This window comes from 'Nostoc azollae' 0708 (assembly GCF_000196515.1).
In the GTDB taxonomy this organism is placed as follows: domain Bacteria; phylum Cyanobacteriota; class Cyanobacteriia; order Cyanobacteriales; family Nostocaceae; genus Trichormus_B; species Trichormus_B azollae.
Map to the genome: position 1 here is coordinate 2164827 of NC_014248.1, position 18046 is coordinate 2182872.

Annotated in this window: 15 protein-coding genes and 2 pseudogenes; 10 read left to right on the forward strand and 7 right to left on the reverse strand. The window is 36.6% G+C overall.

Annotated features, from left to right (window positions below; all coding sequences use genetic code 11):
* Positions 1-135: 135 nt before the first annotated feature.
* On the forward strand, positions 136-318 hold the full coding sequence (locus AAZO_RS26360) for a hypothetical protein (protein WP_049790645.1): 183 nt from the start codon (positions 136-138) through the stop codon (positions 316-318).
* Between the two features lie 179 nt (positions 319-497).
* Entirely contained in the window at positions 498-1646 is a 1149-nt protein-coding gene (gene dnaN, locus AAZO_RS09860) for a DNA polymerase III subunit beta (RefSeq protein ID WP_013191145.1), read from the forward strand.
* Between the two features lie 291 nt (positions 1647-1937).
* On the opposite strand, the pseudogene AAZO_RS09865 reads toward dnaN, so the two are convergent.
* The 4 genes and pseudogenes from AAZO_RS09865 to AAZO_RS43620 all read right to left on the reverse strand — a co-directional run bounded on the left by AAZO_RS09865 (position 1938) and on the right by AAZO_RS43620 (position 7606).
* Positions 1938-4702: pseudogene (locus AAZO_RS09865) on the reverse strand (GAF domain-containing protein).
* Positions 4703-4925: 223 nt separating this feature from the next.
* Complete coding sequence (locus tag AAZO_RS09870; RefSeq protein ID WP_013191146.1) at positions 4926-6113, reverse strand: TRC40/GET3/ArsA family transport-energizing ATPase; 1188 nt, start codon at positions 6111-6113, stop codon at positions 4926-4928.
* A 43-nt stretch (positions 6114-6156) separates the two neighbouring features.
* Positions 6157-6546: a C6orf136 family protein gene (locus tag AAZO_RS09875; protein WP_013191147.1), complete on the reverse strand. Its 390-nt coding sequence runs from the start codon at positions 6544-6546 to the stop codon at positions 6157-6159.
* A 65-nt stretch (positions 6547-6611) separates the two neighbouring features.
* A pseudogene (locus tag AAZO_RS43620) lies at positions 6612-7606 on the reverse strand (ABC transporter ATP-binding protein).
* Between the two features lie 695 nt (positions 7607-8301).
* Here AAZO_RS43620 and AAZO_RS37685 point away from each other — a divergent pair.
* From AAZO_RS37685 to AAZO_RS09910, 7 genes are all read left to right on the forward strand, one after another.
* Positions 8302-8643 (forward strand): glycosyltransferase, encoded by a 342-nt coding sequence (locus AAZO_RS37685; protein ID WP_228371591.1) that lies wholly within the window; start codon positions 8302-8304, stop codon positions 8641-8643.
* Between the two features lie 518 nt (positions 8644-9161).
* A complete protein-coding gene (locus tag AAZO_RS37690; protein WP_049790648.1) occupies positions 9162-9380 on the forward strand; it encodes a hypothetical protein in 219 nt (72 codons plus the stop codon).
* Between the two features lie 160 nt (positions 9381-9540).
* A complete protein-coding gene (locus tag AAZO_RS41200; RefSeq protein WP_266888933.1) occupies positions 9541-9672 on the forward strand; it encodes a hypothetical protein in 132 nt (43 codons plus the stop codon).
* A 241-nt stretch (positions 9673-9913) separates the two neighbouring features.
* Positions 9914-10135, forward strand: a complete 222-nt coding sequence (locus AAZO_RS37695; protein WP_049790649.1) for a hypothetical protein — start codon at positions 9914-9916, stop codon at positions 10133-10135.
* A 175-nt stretch (positions 10136-10310) separates the two neighbouring features.
* Positions 10311-10898, forward strand: coding sequence for a glycosyltransferase family protein (locus tag AAZO_RS09900; RefSeq protein WP_144031272.1), 588 nt, complete (start codon positions 10311-10313; stop codon positions 10896-10898).
* Positions 10899-11204, forward strand: a complete 306-nt coding sequence (locus AAZO_RS09905; protein WP_041639820.1) for a glycosyltransferase — start codon at positions 10899-10901, stop codon at positions 11202-11204.
* Between the two features lies 1 nt (position 11205).
* Positions 11206-12258: a glycosyltransferase gene (locus AAZO_RS09910; protein ID WP_013191148.1), complete on the forward strand. Its 1053-nt coding sequence runs from the start codon at positions 11206-11208 to the stop codon at positions 12256-12258.
* Between the two features lie 614 nt (positions 12259-12872).
* On the opposite strand, the gene AAZO_RS09915 is transcribed toward AAZO_RS09910, so the two are convergent.
* The 3 genes from AAZO_RS09915 to AAZO_RS09925 form a co-directional block, all read right to left on the reverse strand.
* Complete coding sequence (locus AAZO_RS09915) at positions 12873-13112, reverse strand: DMT family transporter (RefSeq protein ID WP_338027113.1); 240 nt, start codon at positions 13110-13112, stop codon at positions 12873-12875.
* A 573-nt stretch (positions 13113-13685) separates the two neighbouring features.
* On the reverse strand, positions 13686-14531 hold the full coding sequence (locus tag AAZO_RS09920) for a uroporphyrinogen-III synthase (RefSeq protein WP_013191150.1): 846 nt from the start codon (positions 14529-14531) through the stop codon (positions 13686-13688).
* A gap of 151 nt (positions 14532-14682) precedes the next feature.
* On the reverse strand, positions 14683-16089 hold the full coding sequence (locus AAZO_RS09925; protein WP_013191151.1) for a sensor histidine kinase: 1407 nt from the start codon (positions 16087-16089) through the stop codon (positions 14683-14685).
* Positions 16090-16587: 498 nt separating this feature from the next.
* On the opposite strand from AAZO_RS09925, the gene purB reads away from it, so the two are divergent.
* A complete protein-coding gene (purB, locus tag AAZO_RS09930) occupies positions 16588-17883 on the forward strand; it encodes an adenylosuccinate lyase (protein ID WP_013191152.1) in 1296 nt (431 codons plus the stop codon).
* Positions 17884-18046 lie beyond the last annotated feature (163 nt).

Consider the following 18046-nt stretch of genomic DNA (forward strand, 5'->3'; position numbering starts at 1 on the left):
AAATGAGGCCAAACTGAGTCAACCATTCGAGAAGCACTGCCAATATTACGTAATGATGGACAATTAAACCAATTAGAAACAGTTATCGCTTTCTTTCCTTCATTTATATTGAATAGTTCGTTAGTTCAAGAAATCATGAGGTGGGATATAGCGGTATTACACGAATCACCTTGGTATCAAGAAGTTGTACGGAAAGGCGAAATTCGCCGACTATGGGAGGAATTATATTCGGGGATTGAATTGGCTTTAGAAATTAAGTTTGGTAATGCAGGTTTAGAATTGATACCTGTTATTTATAAAATCAGCAATTTTCAATAGTTGAAAGCATTTCAACAAGCTATCAGAACTGCAAATAGTGTTGAAGAATTACGAAAGTAATTATAGCTTATGGTAGGTAGCTAGATTCCTAATTTTTCCACAGATTTTCCACAGCTACGAGTCCCTAGTCCCCAGCCTAAAATTTGTTACTATAATCCTTCACCAGTTTACTCTCTACCATGAAATTAGTTTGCTCTCAAAGCGACCTCAGTACCAATCTTTCACTCGTCAGTCGTGCAGTACCATCAAGACCTACTCATCCCGTACTTGCTAACGTACTTCTACAGGCGGATGCAGAAACTAACCAGGTCAGCTTAACAGCCTTTGATCTCAGCTTGGGTATCCGTAGCACTTTTAGTGCTGAGGTAATTGAAGGCGGTGCGATCGCTCTTCCTGCTAAGCTACTTGTAGATATTACCTCCCGTCTACCAGAAGGCGAAATCACCCTAGATGACGAATCAGGAGACAACACCGGAGAAGGTATACTTGTCACCCTCAAACCCAAAAGCGGCAAGTATCAAGTCCGGGCAATGGGAGCAGAAGAATTCCCCGAATTACCTGTAATTGAAAGCTCCGAAGCAATTCAACTCACTACGGCTGCAGTAATTGAAGGCTTGAAGGGTTCATTATTTGCTACCAGTGCAGATGAAACCAAACAAGTCCTCACAGGCGTGCATTTAACGGTTAAACAGGACACCTTAGAATTTGCCGCTACAGATGGACACCGCCTTGCAGTCCTGGAAACTACTAACGAGCGTCCTATTGATAGTAATGAACAACTAGAAGTGACAGTACCAGCTAGAGCCTTGCGCGAATTACAGCGGATGTTAGCCCATAGTTCATTAGAAGAAACAGTAGCCTTATATCTTGATCCTGGTCAAGTCGTATTCTCTTGGCAAAATCAACGCTTAACCAGTCGGACTTTAGAAGGACAATATCCCGCTTATCGGCAATTAATACCGCGTCAATTTGAGCGACAAGTCACACTAGAACGGCGGCAATTTATCAGCACCTTAGAGCGAATTGCAGTGTTAGCTGATCAGAAAAATAATATTGTCAAAGTCAGTATTGATAATGCCAATCAAGAAATTACTTTATCTTGTGAAGCGCAAGATGTGGGTAGTGGTACAGAGTCAATGCCGGCAAAGATTTCTGGGGAAGATATAGACATTGCTTTTAACGTCAAATATTTAATGGAAGGCGTGAAAGAGTTACCATCTTCCGAAATTCAAATGCATTTAAATCAAAGTTTAACTCCGGTAGTTTTTACACCTTTAGGCGGTTTGAAAATGACCTATTTAGCTATGCCTGTGCAACTTAGGAATTAGCATTACTAGGTGACAGGTGGGGAGCATCCCAATTTTGCAAAAATATCGTCAGTTGTCATTCTGTTAGGGAAGCGTGGCGTAAGCCATACGGAACAGAGTGACGAGAAGAATCTCCGAGATCCTAGACCCTCCGGCACCCTACGCGAACATTACGGTGCGCTGCATAGCCTGCGGGAAGGAAACTACAGTATGACACTTACACATTTGGGATGCTTCCGATAGGTGACAGGGAAGAAGGCAAAAGAAAAATAATTTCCTGGACTCCTACTCCTGACTCCTGACTCCTCACTTCTAACTCCTGACAATATGTTTAATGGGGATTCCAATCCAGAATTCTGTACCTACATCTGGTTGTGAATTAAATTTTAAAATTCCACCATGCTTTTCTACCACAATTTGGTAACTAATTGATAAAGCCAAACCAGTACCTTTTCCTACTGGCTTAGTTGTGAAAACAGTATCAAATATTCTGTCTCTGATAGCTGAGGGTATTCCTGAACCATTGTCACCAATACGAATGACTGCACTGTTCACAGTGTCATTGATTACTCCCACAGCAGCAGAAATAGTAATTTTTCCTGGTTTGGGATTTTCTAATGTATATGTTTTACTAGTTTCTAAGGTATCAATAGCATTACACAAAATATTCATAAAGACTTGATTTAGTTGTCCAGCATAACATGCTACCAAAGGTAAATCACCATATTCTTTGATCAGTTCAATAGCAGGAGATTCAGGTTTTGCTTTTAAGCAGTTCTATAAAATTAAGAGTGTACTATCAATACAATCATGGATATTCACATCCTTCATTTCTGACTCATAAAAACGTGGAAAATTTCGCAAATATAAGACGATTTGCCGGATTCTATCTAACCCAATTATCATGGAAGATAAACTTTCGGGTAAATCTTCTATGAGAAATTATAAATCAATTTGTTCGGATTTATCTAAAATATTTTTGCTAGGGTTTTTAATTCTTGCTGATGAAGATTGAGCGTGGTCAGCAAGTTTTTGGCATATTCATGGATATGGGTAAGGTTTCCAGAAATAAAATTAACTGGGTTATTAATTTCATGAGCAACACCCGCTATAAGTTGTCCCAGAGAATACATTTTTTCAGTTTGAATTAGTTGGGTTTGAGTAGTTTCCAATTCATGCAGGGTTTGAGTTAATTGTTCCCCGTGCTTTTGAGTTTTGACAAGTAATTCAGCTTGTTGAATTGCTACTCCAAGTTGCCCTGCAATCTGACTGATGGAGTTAACTTCTGAGGTTGTCCATTGACGAGTCCCTGCGTGTTAATACTTAGAAAGTAAACCACAAAGTTTTTTACTGATAAAAATAGGAGCTAAGACAAAAGCATAAATGTGAAACTGTTTTAAGTTATCAATATGACAGGGAGTAAATCCCATTTTATATATATCATCTACTGCATAAGTTTTATTATTGCGATATCTTCCTTCTTCTGTTTCTCGTAAATAAGTATTATTGCAAACTGTATTAATTCGCAGTTTAGATTCATACAAGTACTTGGTACTAGTACCATTAAAATCTCCAACAAGTTCTCCGGACCAATCTGTATTGAATTTATATAGAGAAAGAGGATCATATTTGATTAATTGAGAGACTTCTTTAGTAGTTGTTTTAAACATATTATCAGTATCAAGGGATTGACGAATTCTATTAATAACTGCGAACACAGGTTGTTGTTCTTCAGCAGTTTTTTGTATTTCTAATATCCTTTTATGGACTTGTTCTTCTAAAGTTTAATTGAAACTTTGTACCTGTTGGTAAAGTTCATATTGATGAATTGCTGAGGCAAAATGTTTACTAATTTATATAGCTAGTTCAATTTCTGTATCTGTCCATTGTTGAGCTTGTCCTTGTTTCGATTCGCGCCACAAATCAAAAGATATACGGGGATAAAGTTGTCTATTATCTGGATCAAATTTACCTGCCCAAAAGGTTTATGTGTCTATTTCATTGCGAAAAAGGCTTAAATAACCCACTAATTCTTGTCGATAGTGCAGGGGAATCATTAAAATACTGCGAATTTTTGTAGGTTTAAAAGCAAGTTGTAAAATGCTTAAATTAGCATCTTGATAGATATCAGAAATTGGCCAAATTTCATATTGACCGGACTTATAATGTTCTCTCAAGACGCTATACTGCTCTCAAATGGGATATATATTCTGTTCAGCATTAATAGGTTGTTGTCCACATAAATAAAGCTGGAAAAAGTTGCTACCAGGAATTAAATATTCTGTGAGAGCTTAAAAGCTACTATGTCGAAAATTAAAGGCATTATATCTGATGCATAATATGCCTCCAACGCCATTAAAAGCGGCAACTATCGCTCCTAAAGCTGGTTGTAAGACAATAGTCGGCAGTGAATAAAGCAGGGTGGCAACACGGTTAATAATAATTTCTCGTTCCGCTTTGGCACGGGCTTGGATGAGGAGATTGTTGTGTGCTATCGCCACAGATAACTGTTCTACTACCAGCTGCATTGCTTCCAGTTCATATTCTACCACGTCACGGGCTTAAGAATGATGTGATGCTAATAATCCCCACAGTTTATCTTCATAAATAATCGGTGCGACCACTGAAGATTTTACGCCCATACCTGTCAAATATTTTATATGACATGGTTCTAGAGGACGGTAAAGAATCTCATCAGATGTAATTTCTCCTGTGTTGAGGTCATGTACAGGACTTTGGCCAATTTCACCAGAATCAACATTAACTACAGAACGCACCCGCGATTTAATAAACAATTCTCGCGCATGGGGAGGTATATCATCAGCAGGAAAACTCAACCCTAACAACGAGGGTAAACTATTTTCATAAATAGATTCAGCAATAAATTAACCACTACCATCAGGATGGAATTTATAAATCATCACTCGGTAAGTTCTTAGTAAGGAACGAACCTCAGCTGTAGTTGCTGTAATAATGTCTTCTAACTCTAAGGAATGCCGAATCCGATTTGTAATCCGACGAGGTAGAGTTTCTTGGGCTATACCTGTCTGTAGGTCTATTGGTGGGATGGCAAGCATTATTTTTATACAATAATTATTATCTTACTACAAGTCGATTATTCAGATTAATAATATTAAAATATTTTACTGTGGACAAAAGCAACACTGCGTATACGGAGAAGTGATAGACTTAATCGTGATTAAATTAGATAGATCATAAATTTCCGCATAATTATCATCAGGGAACAGGTGATAGGAGGTAGTACAATTTAAAATTGTCCTGCCTCCTATCACCTACTTGCTAGACTCTTACATTGTCAGCAAAACGAATTTTTAGATAATCATCATCCATTTTTGCCCCTGATGGTTGCAGTGCGGCTAAAGCTTGGGGTAAAATCAAGTTACGGCGATGATTACCAATAGTAATGTTTAATTCGTCACCAGTTTTACTGAGTTGAATCTGGCTTTTAGGAATATTAGGTAAATAAAGTTCCAAGCTGTATTGGTTATTTTCCGTCACAATTCTCATAGTAGTTTCTTTGTAATAAATCTGAGTTGGGTCTTCATCTGAGTAGAGAGTTTCTTTCAGTCTATCTAATGCTGCTAAACCACACATTTCCTCAGAATAAAGAGGAATTTCTTTCACAGGTAAGGGGTGAAAGTTTTCATGAATTTCTTGGCGATATTGCTCTTGATTTTCTTTCCAACGTTGGAAAAAGGGATCTTCAACTTCTTTAGGAATAATGCGATTAGCTACGACTAAATCTGTCGCTACATTATACAAGCTCAGATAAGCATGAGCCCGAAGAGATTCTTTAATCACCATTTTTTCTGGGTTCGTGACAAGTCGAACCGATGTTTGATTATTGTCAGTCAATACTTTTTCCAGTGCTTCTATTTGTTCATAAAACTCATAAGGCGCATCCATTACTTCTTTATCTGGTAAAGAAAAACCAGCAATGGGTCTAAACAGCGGTTCTACTAAAGGTCTGAGTGCCACTGAGATATTTTGAAAAGGTTTGTAAAAACGCCGCATATACCAGCCACCAACTTCTGGTAAACTTAGCAAACGCAGTGCAGTACCAGTTGGGGCAGAATCAATAATCAAAACGTCAAATTCCCCTTCATCATAGTGACGTTTCATTCTGACCAAGCCGAAAATCTCATCCATGCCTGGTAAAATTGCCAATTCTTCCGCTTGTATCCCGTCTAAACCCCGTGCCTGTAAGACTTGGGTAATATAACGCTTTACAGCACCCCAGTTACCTTCTAATTCTTGCAGTGCATCGAGTTCTGCACCCCACAAATTTGGGCGCACTTGTTTGGCATCATGTCCCAATTCTATATCAAAACTATCTGCTAAGGAGTGAGCAGGATCTGTACTTAAAACCAATGTCCGATAGCCGAGTTCTGCAGACCGAAGTCCAGTGGCTGCGGCAACAGAGGTTTTACCTACGCCACCCTTACCTGTCATTAAAATTACTCGCATGGATGATTTTGTCCTGCCTAAATTTCGGTTACATTTATTTACATTATCCTTTGTTTGCGGAAAATAGGTGTTGCTTCAGCAAATTTAATCGGGAAGAATGCCAATAATCAATATGGGAAATAATTAAACCTTCAGAGTTGAGACGTAGTTCACTCCAACCAGAAATAGATATACGTGGTTTCCAGGGGAGGGGGGAGTTCCAGCTAAGTGTCCAGTCGCTTTTAATTGTGTCTTCTTGTTGTTCAATGTTATGCAAATCCATTTTCAGATTTAAGAAGAAAGTCTGGATAAATTTAATCATCCATTTATAAAGTTCCAAACCACGAAATTTAAAAACAGCATCTTGAAAATAAACCTCTGGTGCATAAATGCTGTAGGTTTGATTCACGGGAAATCTTTGATAGTCGGCTTTGAGAATTTCAACAATATCCATGATAAGCAATTCAAAATTCAAACATAGTGAATAGAAGAATTCAAAAGACAAAATAGTTCCTCCTGTCACCTGCTTTCTTGATCTTGGGTGATTTCTAAATAAATATGCTCTAAGCGTACAGGTTGACGAGAAATAGAATCAATGAGTATGCCTTCAAATCTGGTCATGACTTCTTTTAAGTCTAGCGCTTCTGGTAGTAAAAAAGCTAAGTGATTACCATAACACATGGGTATGAAACCATATTTTTGAGCTAGTGAGATCACTTTCTGTTCTTATATATATAGTTTGTAACACTAAAACTTCCTATCCCGGAATTAGAGTTTTTAGGTCATATAAACTCCCCTCAGCTAAAATTAAACCACTTTTCAAAATGCCAATTCGGTTACAAAGTCGTTCAGGTTCATCTAAAACTCCGTTCCCAGTATAAAATTAGGGATGTGGAATTCCACCTTAGGCAAAAGCATTATCCCTCTACCTTATTACTATGACCTTATTCGTTTAGTGGGAAGGGAGTAAATGTGTTGTCAATAAGATGGTCATGCCTTGATTTTCTAGTTGGCGAATTAATTCCCAAATTTCATATCTCGCTTCAATATATAAACCTGTAGTCGGTTCATCTAGAGTTACTAACTGCGGCTGATGTATCAACGCAACAGCAATACTTAACCGTCTTTCGATTCCCACAGTCAGAGTTTCTACAGGACTTTTAGCTCTATCTAATAAATTAACAGCTTTGAGAGTTACTTCGACTTGTTTACTTTTCGTTTCTCGATCCAAACCGTAAATATCAGCAAAAAATTGCAAATTCTCTGCACAAGAAAGGGTTTTATATAACAGGTTTTCTTGAGGAGGAATCCTAATTGTTTTCTTTGTTGATTCAGAAATTGGTTGATTATTGATGGTAGTATAACCACTAGCACCACTGAGTATAGATTACAAATAATACTGCTCCATTTGTATCTAACAAACCGTAAACCTCGCCTGTATTAATATGTAGCGTTAATTTTTCAAGAAGTTTTCTATTTGGGTAAGATTTATTTAAGTTTTTAACTCTTAGCATATTATACCTCTTGCAAAATTATTTCTGTGGTATGATAGAGAGTTTTAGATTCTATGTATTTTTGGTGTTCTTTGCTTGCCCTCGCTAATTGAAGTATATATATAAATATAACCGTGTAAGTGTAACTTTTGGGTAAAATAAAGACAGCCCCCTCTTATAACATAAAATTAATTCTGCAAGAGGTCTATTGGTGATTTAAATTTTTAACTTCTGTAAACTTGAACTTGACTATTTGAGAGGATGTTCTAAAACTAGCGAAAACGAGTTTTCAGAGAAAAAGTCAAGTCATTGAACTGGCTAAAATCATTAAAAACAGCAGATTCTAGGTGAAATCTAACTGAATCTATGGTTAAGTTTGTGATCTCCTATGTCAATACTGCCTCTGTAATAATTTACTCTGATTCACAACTTCCCGCCCAGAATGGGAATCAAATTTATTCTGTATTGATTGCTAAATAACCTTTTTCTGGATATAACTAAGAATAATTACGCGTAGCACTGAAGTTTTATCATGAACTTAATTAATGCATTTGCGATCGCATTCAGACAAGATTGACTCATAACGTTGATAGTAAAAAGTGCTTATGGTTAATTTTACAGTGGCTATCTGTACCTACAACGGAGAAAACCGCATAGTAGATATCCTAGGAAAATTGCGCTCGCAAATTGGGACAGAATAAATTTCCTGGGAAATTTTGATTATTCACAATAATAGCACTGATAAAACTGCTGTAGTAGTAAAAGAGCAAATACCTAATTGGAGTGAAGTTTATCCACTCAAATATTGCTTTGAAAATGAACAGGGACTGGCCTTTGCACGCAGATGTGCGAGCCGCGAAGCAAAAAGTGATTTAATCGGATTTCTGGATGATGATAATTTACCCTATCCTAACTGGGTAGTAGAGGCTTATAAATTTGGCCAAACCCATGTAAAACCTGGTGATTATGGGGGACAAATTCATGGCAAATTTGAAGTCGAACCACCTCCAGAATTTGAAAGAATTGCTCGCTTTTTTGCACTTAGTCGAAGGGAATAAAACTTATTGCTATAATGGAAAATACAAGCATACCCGAAAAAAATATTTCCTCCCGGAGCAGGAATATTTATTAGCAAACAAGCTTGGTTAAAAAGTGTTCCTGAACGTCAAAAGATTACAGGAGTATGAGGTGAGTCCTTATCAAAAAAATCTGAAAATATAGAAATGTTATCATACATTTTGTATCGTGGGTGGGAACTTTACTTTAATAAAGACATGAATATTGATCATAAAATCCCCAAATTTCGTTTTGAGAGGAATTATTTAATTCGGTTCTTTTAGGGAGTAGGTTTGAGTCGATACCACACGAGAATGATTACCTATGAACCTTGGCAAAAATCTTTCGTTTTACCTGCCTACATTATCAATGACTGACTCAAAGTTATGGTTCATTTTATGAAGTACAGAAATGTTATTACAAGCGATATAGTTCCTGCTGGGGAAATGGAGCTTCTTTTAAAGATTTCTATGAGTCCTTTCTATCAATGGAAAAACACATTAATTAGGAAACAATAAAAATGCTACCTACACAAGTCCAATTAGAAAGTAACCCTTGTCCCATTTGTGTTAAATTGTATGACCAAATAATTTTAAATGGACGCGGTCACTTACATAATCTTCCTGGTGAGTTTACCGTAGTGAGATGCCGGAGTTGTAGCTTGATGCGAACTAATCCGCGTCCAATACCAGAAACAATTGGGTTTTATTATCCTGATTATTACGGACCATATAAATAGAGTAAAATTCCTAATGGATCTTTATCTGAGGATTCTAAACTTCTCTGGAAACGCTTATTTGAAAAGTTTTTAAAGTTTGAATTTAATAATTATAATAAATTGCCAAGTTTAGCTCCATCTCGAATGTTAGAAGTAGGATGTACTTCTGGAAAATTCCTGCATGAGATGGCAAATGAATCAAGGATGGGAAGTTGAAGGCATTGAATTTCCAGAAACTGCGTCAGAAGTAGCTATTTCTCTAGGCTATAAAGTTCATAGAGGTTCATTAGAAACCGCTCCAGAATCTGAGTAGAAATATGATCTAGTTGTAGCGTGGATGGTATTATAACACTTAACATTATCCAATTTTAGGATTGAAAAAACTCCATAATTGGGTTGCTCCGGATGGATGGTTAGTGTTATGTGTTCCTAATGTGGGTTCCTGGAACTTTCCTTTGTTTAAAAATGCTTAGTATTCTTTAAATCTTCCGCATCATCTCTATCACTATACACCGCAAAACCTGGGAACAATATTAGAACTAAGGGGGTGGAAAATGACTTGTGTATTACACCAAAGATTTCTATATGACTTGATTGCTACTATGGGTTATCCCCTGGAAGATCGAGGTTATAAAAATCAATGGACTCAAGCACTAATTGATTTTCCTAAAAAGTCTGGAAAGAAGCAATATTGTTTATATCCTCTGGCATATCCCCTTAGTATTTTAGCTCAAACAGGAAGAATGACAATTTGGGCGAAAAAAATCAATGATTAAAGTTGCAGCACTAACAAGCGGTAGTAATACTCCATCATCTCGCTTTCGAGTCTGATAGCATATTGAACCTCTCAAAAAATTGGGACTTCAGGTAAAATAACATATCCCTAACATTGATAAAAATAAACTTATTCCTGACTTTGCCACAGGAACAAAATACCGACAATCATTAAGAATGATGATGTTAGGAGCAAAACTAATATCCAGAATTCCTGGTGTTGCTGGCAGTTGGAGTAGTCAAATTACTTGGGTACAACGAGAATTAGTACCAGGACGCTGTACCCTAGAACCATTGCTGAAAAAACCCCTAGTTTTTGATGTCGATGATGCCATTTGGTTAGCTTCTGCCTCAAACTATTTTAATCAACGATCTTATGCAGAAAGAGTGTTAAATTTGATTCAGTCAATCGCTAAATGTGCTGATATTATCATTGTCGGAAATAACTACTTAGCTGATTGGTTTGTCAATTATGGTGCAGAGGTGCGGATAATCCCGACAGCCATTGATACAGAACGCTTTCGTCCTAGATTAGCCTCATCTGACGATAATTCTGATAAATTCATCATTGGTTGGACAGGAAGGGTAGGAAATCTCGGGTATTTACAAGCAATAGAACCTGCTATAGCCCAATTTATGAATCAATTTCTCGACTCAGAACTGTTGATAATTACCGATCAACCCCTCTCTTTTTCCTCGTTACCAGCTGAAAGAGTTCGTTTTATTCCTTGCTCTTCTCAAACAGAAGTCACAGAGGTTCAGTAAATGGATATAGGATTAATCCCTCTCCCTAATAATGAATGGAAAAAGGGAAAGTGTAGCTTTTATATGGCCTGTTGTATACCCGTTATAGTATCTCCTCTAGGCATGAATTCAGCAGTCCTCGTATTAGGAGAAGTTAGACTAGGTGCAAACAGCACTGCAGATTGGTATGAGGCGTTGGTCTTTTTTTACAAAAACCGTAGTCTCGGTCATAATTTCGGAGAAAATGGTCGTCAAATCGTTGAAGATAATTTTAATCAAAAAGCTATTTGTCAAAAACTAGTCAAAGTTTTTCAATATTTAATATAAAATGCAGCTATTCCATCAGGGACTCAGAGAGCTTTTACAAATTAATCAGCACTTATCTAATCATAAAATCGGCTTTGTCACCATAGAAAGACCAATACCTAAATGGTTTATAAAATTCACCCAAGCAATTCCTAGTTATACAGTTGGATTACAATTACGGCGTGAATATCGTCATTTTTCAATGGGATTACAAGCTTTATCCCTCAAAGATGTTGATAGTATTTATGTCATGGAAATTTATAACCAACATCTTTTAACCCTTTTACCAATGTTGGTATCAACAGGGAAACAAGTATTTTTAGGTATTCATGGTAATCAATTATTGGCTCAAGAAAGCAAAATTAAATATTTAGGTTTTGTTTATTTGAAAAATTTCATAGAATTTAATCCTAAGTTTAAAGTTATTCTCTTAGAATTAGATGATGATTATATCAGTGATAAGTTTAAATTTAACGCATATTCTAAAATCGTTATTCCCCACCCCGTTATTAGTGAAGTTACCCCGAAATTACAACCGGGAGAAAGGCTCAAACAAGACAATAAAATTACAATTGGTATTGTAGGTATTATTCGACAAGATAAACCCATTAATAAGACCTTAGAAAAAATCCGCTCCTATGTTTATCAACATTCCCAAAAACTACAATGCGTTATTGGTACACCCATTAATCAAAAACCCAAATATCTGGAAAATTGCTCAGATATTATATTTATTGACACCACAGAAGACGAAGACTATCTACAAGCATTACAACAATTAGATATTTTAGTCACCAATTTTGATCAACAGCGTTATTATTATCGAGCGAGTGGAGTGATAAGTGATGCTGGGTCTTGTGGATGTTATATTATTGCTCCGGATTATCCCATAATCAAACATCAAATCACCTGGCCAGTACCTATAGGTTCATTATATTCTAGTTTAGATGATTTAGACAAAGTGATCGAAGAAGCAATTCTTCATATTCAAAAAAAAGGTCAGTATAATCATTGGATTTGGAGGGAAAAAAGAAATGCAGAATATATTGCTAAATTGCTATTTTCCCAACTCTAATTTTCCAGATAGATGCAAAATATATTCCCAATTTACCTGAGAATTCTGGTAAATAACCAGGTAGAAATGTGAGGGATATTCCCAATGGGAAAGAAAGGATATTGGTGAAGGAAGCCGCAAAATCGAATGAGCAAAAGCCGCCGGAAATCTTCTGATCATTACAAATTTAATACTGAGCTCCGATTCAGATCCTTAAGAGGATATCTGAGAACTATCAGCATTAATCAAGATCCCCCCTTAGAGGTTGTTTGAAAAATCGGTCTTTGTGTCATATTGAATGCAGCAGAGCGGAATGAAACATCTCAGTACATGCTCAAAATGTAGATTCTAGAGCCTCGGGTACGCTTCGCATTCACGCACATTTTATTGCGCTCAGAATGACAATTTATACCTCCTAAAACTTTTCAAACATGCTCTTATAAAGCGGGAATAAATTACTCAAAGTCCCCTTTTTAAAGCGGACAGGGATTTGCAAGTGTTAGATACCATACAAAAAAGTTTTCAGACATCCTCTAATTTCTCTCAGAAGTCAGGGTCCTTGTTATTTAGCATTCTGCAACCTCATGAGTAAACATTAATTCTTTTATCCCTGCGAGTATTAACTTAGATTTACACTAATTACCCCGATAATTCTTAAAAAGATGGACATAACTTTTATAGGTGTATAAAGATTCACGAAACCAGACAATACCAATACTAGTAACTACAATAGTACCCAAACCAGACCAAAAAGCATAAACAATACTAACTTCAAGTTTTCTAAGAGAAAGTGTCAAAAAAGTTAAACAAAGTCCATATAATACAAAAATTAATATTGAAGGAACTAATTTAGTGAGTTCTTCAGACAGTTTCATACAAGTTATTCTAGCAATTTCAAAAACAATTGCTATCATGAGGTACAGCCAACTGATTAACATAGCTATTTTAGATTTTTCCTGGAAGTGCAGAATTAGGATTACTTAATTATCTCTAGCGACCCAAGAAATTGCCATAAATATGTAGATAGTCTTATGTTTTTGTGACTTCCAGTGCATAACCGCAAAATTAATCCAAACTAAGTAGGACTTGCTAAAAAAGTTGTTAGTGACGATTAGGAGTCAGAAGGAAGAAGAGGAGGATTTAGAATAATCTATAGCAATCCTAACTGAATTATGAGTAAATACTGTTACTGTATTTGTAAGTTATTAAACTAGAATTTAAACCTATGGATTATACTTAATATACTACTTAAGTCACAAAACACGAATTTATTTGCTATTTATGTTATCTTTAATCAATTTAGTATTTTCTAACCAATGATTCCACATTGCTATAGAATCTAAAAAGGTGTTTGATTTCTCATAGTATCAAGGCTTATTTCCTACATCTTATCAACCTTAAATAACTCTTAAACTGGTTTTTCCTTTATATGGCTTAACGCTACGCTATCAGCAAGCCCTCAGTAAAAAATCCGCCATTGCCGCGGTAAATCCTGCAAATGAACTATAGTCATTTGATACAATAGAAACATTTAAACCTAAATCTTGTACATTTGTAGCTGTATATGGTCCAAAACAGGCAATTATAGAGTTTTCATAATCACTTCTTGAATCAAACATTCTGATAAAACTTTCTACTTCTGCTGTGCTACTAAAAGCAATAATATCTATCATTCCTTGACGTATTAAATTTAATTCTACTGCATAAATATTTTTGTCTATACATTGGGTCATATAAGTAGATAAACGAGTAACTTGCATACCTAATTTATGTAAATCATTTATCAAGTTAGGTATGATATTCGGTTCAGGTAAACCCACAACTTCAGGAGTAGGTACTAGCACTGTTTGATAATGAATATTGGGAATTTTAGATAGTTCTGCGACAATTCCTGCTGGACTCGGTTCTTCGGGGATTAAATCAACTCGTCCACAAAGAGATAATAAACTTTCAGTATCTTTACCTAAAGCACATAATTGACAATTATGTAACGCAGAGTGGGGAATATTCAGTTCATGTAGACGCTGAAAAAAGGCAATTATTCCATTGCGACTGGTAAAGATAATCCAGTTAAATTTATCTAACTTCTGCAAAGTAATATCTAAATCGGTGTAATCTGATAAAAAGCAGGTTTCGATAGTAGACATGAGAATGGGAAGACCACCTTTTTTTATAATTTCTTCCAACAAACGACAGGCATAATTTCTGGGGGCTGTTACTAATACTTTTTTAGCGTATAGAGGTAATTTACTTGATGGAATTAGGAGGTTGATTTCACTAGAATTTGGTATCATTATTTTTGATATAGAGTGCAAAACTCAGTAGGTAGACACAAATAAACATAACTATGTAACAAAATATAAATTAATTGAAACCGTTGGGATTGCTTGATTCCCCTTTGCTGTATTCGCCATGCATGATATAGTTATAAATTTTTCCGCCAACCTACTTATTATTTAAATTATTTTTGTCCGAAATAATGGGAATTTTAATAATAAATTCAGAGCCTTGTCCTGGCTGCGATAAACAGTAAATTTGACCACCATGTTTTTGTACCACAATTTGGTGGCTGATGGATAATCCTAATCCAGTTCCTTTACCTACAGACTTGGTAGTGAAAAATGGATCAAATACACGTTTTTGGATATTCTCTGGTACTCCTGGTCCATTATCAGCAATGCCAATCATTACCTGATTGTCCTTATTGACTTCACTACGAATAGTAATTGTCATATCTTTTTGATTATGGGAAGTTAAATGATGACCGCAAATACATATTTGATAACTTTCGGAAAGGGCATCAATAGCATTAGATATTATATTCATAAATACCTGATTAAGTTGACCAGCATAGCATTCTACTAATGGCAGATTACCATAATCTTTAATTACTTTAATTTCTGGACGATCAGGTTTAGCTTTCAAGTTATGCTGAAGAATTGTTAATGTATTTTCTATCCCTTCATGAATATCAACTGATTTTATTTCTGCTTGATCTAGTCTGGAAAAATTCCGTAGAGATAAGACAATTTCATTAATTCTGGTTGCACCAACTTTCATAGAAGATAACAATCTTGGCAAATCTTCCATGATAAATTCAATTTCAATACCTCTTTTTTTGGCTCGCAATACTACTTCAGAGTAAGAAGGTTCTTCTTGATAACATTCAACTAGGTATATGAGGTCTTGTACATATTTAGTGGCATAGTTAAGATTACCATAGATAAAGTTCATGGGATTATTGATTTCGTGGGCAATACCCGCTACAAGTTGTCCCAGGGCAATCATTTTTTCATTTTGTAATAGTCGAGTATAGTTGTGTTGAAGGTTGCGGAAGTCTGCTCTTGCTATGCTAGTAAGTTCTTTTTCTTTCTGGAGTCGATTAAGTGTTAAAACATGGATTTGAGAGTAAGCTAAAAGTAAGTGATGGAAATCGAGTAATCCATACTGACTAGATTGATCTGTAATTACAATCGGTTCATAAACAAGTTTAGCGGATCGTTCTAATGCTGTCTGAGTTGCATCCACAATGGGAGTATCCTCAGATAGGATACATATCTCTGGTAGCAGAACATTGTAAAGATATTCAATAGGCCGACCAGCAAATAGCCCTAACCCATAAGGACGGCTCATTTGCTCAAAAAATAGTGGTCGGGAAATCATGCCTACACATTTCTGATTTTTAGTCAAGATAATTCCTGGTAATAAAGGCTCTTGATCAAAAAGTTTAGCTAGTTCATTTCCTGGCTGATTTAGTTCGATTTGAACAGTCCAAACTGGTAACTCCTCCAAAGTCGACTCTAGTTTTAGATTCAACTTATAAGCACCTTTCATGCTATGCATAGCCAGCATTTTTATAATCCTTAATGTTCAAGATATTTGTCTTCTCCATCAATAAATTGAGGAGTTTGCACCTTTTAGGGTCTGGAACCAACTATATTTCCCTACACCCCATACCCCTACACCCTGTTTTCAGTCAATCTAAAATCTCCAAACTCAATCTAAGAACCAGTGGGATAAATCTAAAAATTGCAAATCCCAACTTCAAACTTGTTTGGCTGGTAAATCTTTTGATTAGGCAAAATTCCTATTGACAGTGAGAAAGTTTATCAAATATTAACATCTGGTCTTTAAATAGAAGTTAAGGATTCAAACTAAAACCAGCCAAAATGACTTTAAATTATTTACTAAATATATGTACTGATTTAAATTAAGTTGGATAGAATTCCCCACAGCTGGGACCCAACAGCAAAGACTGAAGACTCTTCAAGTTTACAAATCAAATAGGATTCCTATCCGTTACACCCTAATTAAAATGTAAAATATGACAGTTGTATTATATGCCTGAATGTGATTGAGCGTTATACTTTGCCCGAAATGGGCAATCTGTGGAGCGAAGCTTATAAACTAAAAACCTGGCTGCAAGTAGAAATTGCTGTTTGTGAAGCCCAGGCAGAATTAGGTTACATTCCATCAGAGGCGGTTGCAGAGATTAAAGCCAAGGCGAACTTTGACCCTAAGCGGGTGCTGGAAATTGAGGCGGAAGTCCGCCATGATATGATCGCTTTTTTGACAAATGTTAATGAATTCGTAGGTGATACGGGACGTTATATTCACCTGGGTTTAACCAGTTCGGATGTTCTGGATACGGCTCTAGCACTACAATTGATCGCTAGTTTGGATCTGTTGTTGCAATGCTTGGAAGATTTAATTCAGGCAATTCGCCATAAAGCCAGAGAACACCGTTATACTGTGATGATTGGGCGCTCGCATGGTATTCACGCTGAACCGATGACCTTTGGTTTTAAGTTGGCTGGGTGGTTAGCGGAAGTGTTACGGCATCAAGAACGCTTGCAAATTCTCCAAAAAACCATAGCTGTAGGTAAGATTTCCGGTGCGGTAGGGACTTATGCAAATATTGAACCTCGTGTAGAAGCGCTCGCTTGTCAAAAGCTAGGACTCAAAACTGATACAGCCTCAACTCAAGTTATTTCCCGCGATATTCATGCCGATTATGTGCAGCAATTAGCCTTAGTCGCTGCATCCATTGAACGCTTTGCGGTAGAAATTCGTAATCTCCAAAAAACTGACGTTTTGGAAGTTGAAGAATTCTTCGCTAAAGGTCAAAAAGGCTCTAGCGCCATGCCGCACAAACGCAACCCCATCCGTTCCGAACGACTGACGGGGATGGCGCGATTGCTACGAAGTCATGCAGGTGCAGTTTTAGAAAACGTCGCTTTATGGCACGAACGAGATATTTCTCACAGTTCTGTAGAACGGGTAGTTTTGCCAGATGCTTGCATTTTAACTCACTTTATGCTGCATGAAATCACCGACTTGGTAACAAATCTGCTGGTGTATCCCCAGAACATGGAACGGAATCTCAACTGTTATGGTGGCGTAGTTTTCAGTCAACGAGTCCTATTGACTTTAATAGACAAAGGACTTAACCGCGAAGAAGCTTATGCCATAGTCCAACAAAGCGCCCACACTGCTTGGAACAAACCGGAAGGTAATTTCCGCGATTTGATTAGCAAAGATCCCCGTGTTACTCAAAAGTTGTCACCGCCAGAAATAGATGCTTGTTTTGATCCACAGCATCATCTCAGACATTTAGATCAGGTTTATCAACGACTGGGAATTTAAAATTCAGGAGTTAGAAGTCAAACTAGTACCACCGTGAATTCAAAATGCTTCTTTCAGAAGAGCTCCGCTAACAAAATTGAGAATATTGGTTCCAGCAGGCTGCCCCAACAAAATTCAAAATCAATACGGCGTGAGCTTTTCGGAGATTTGGAATGGTTGGTTT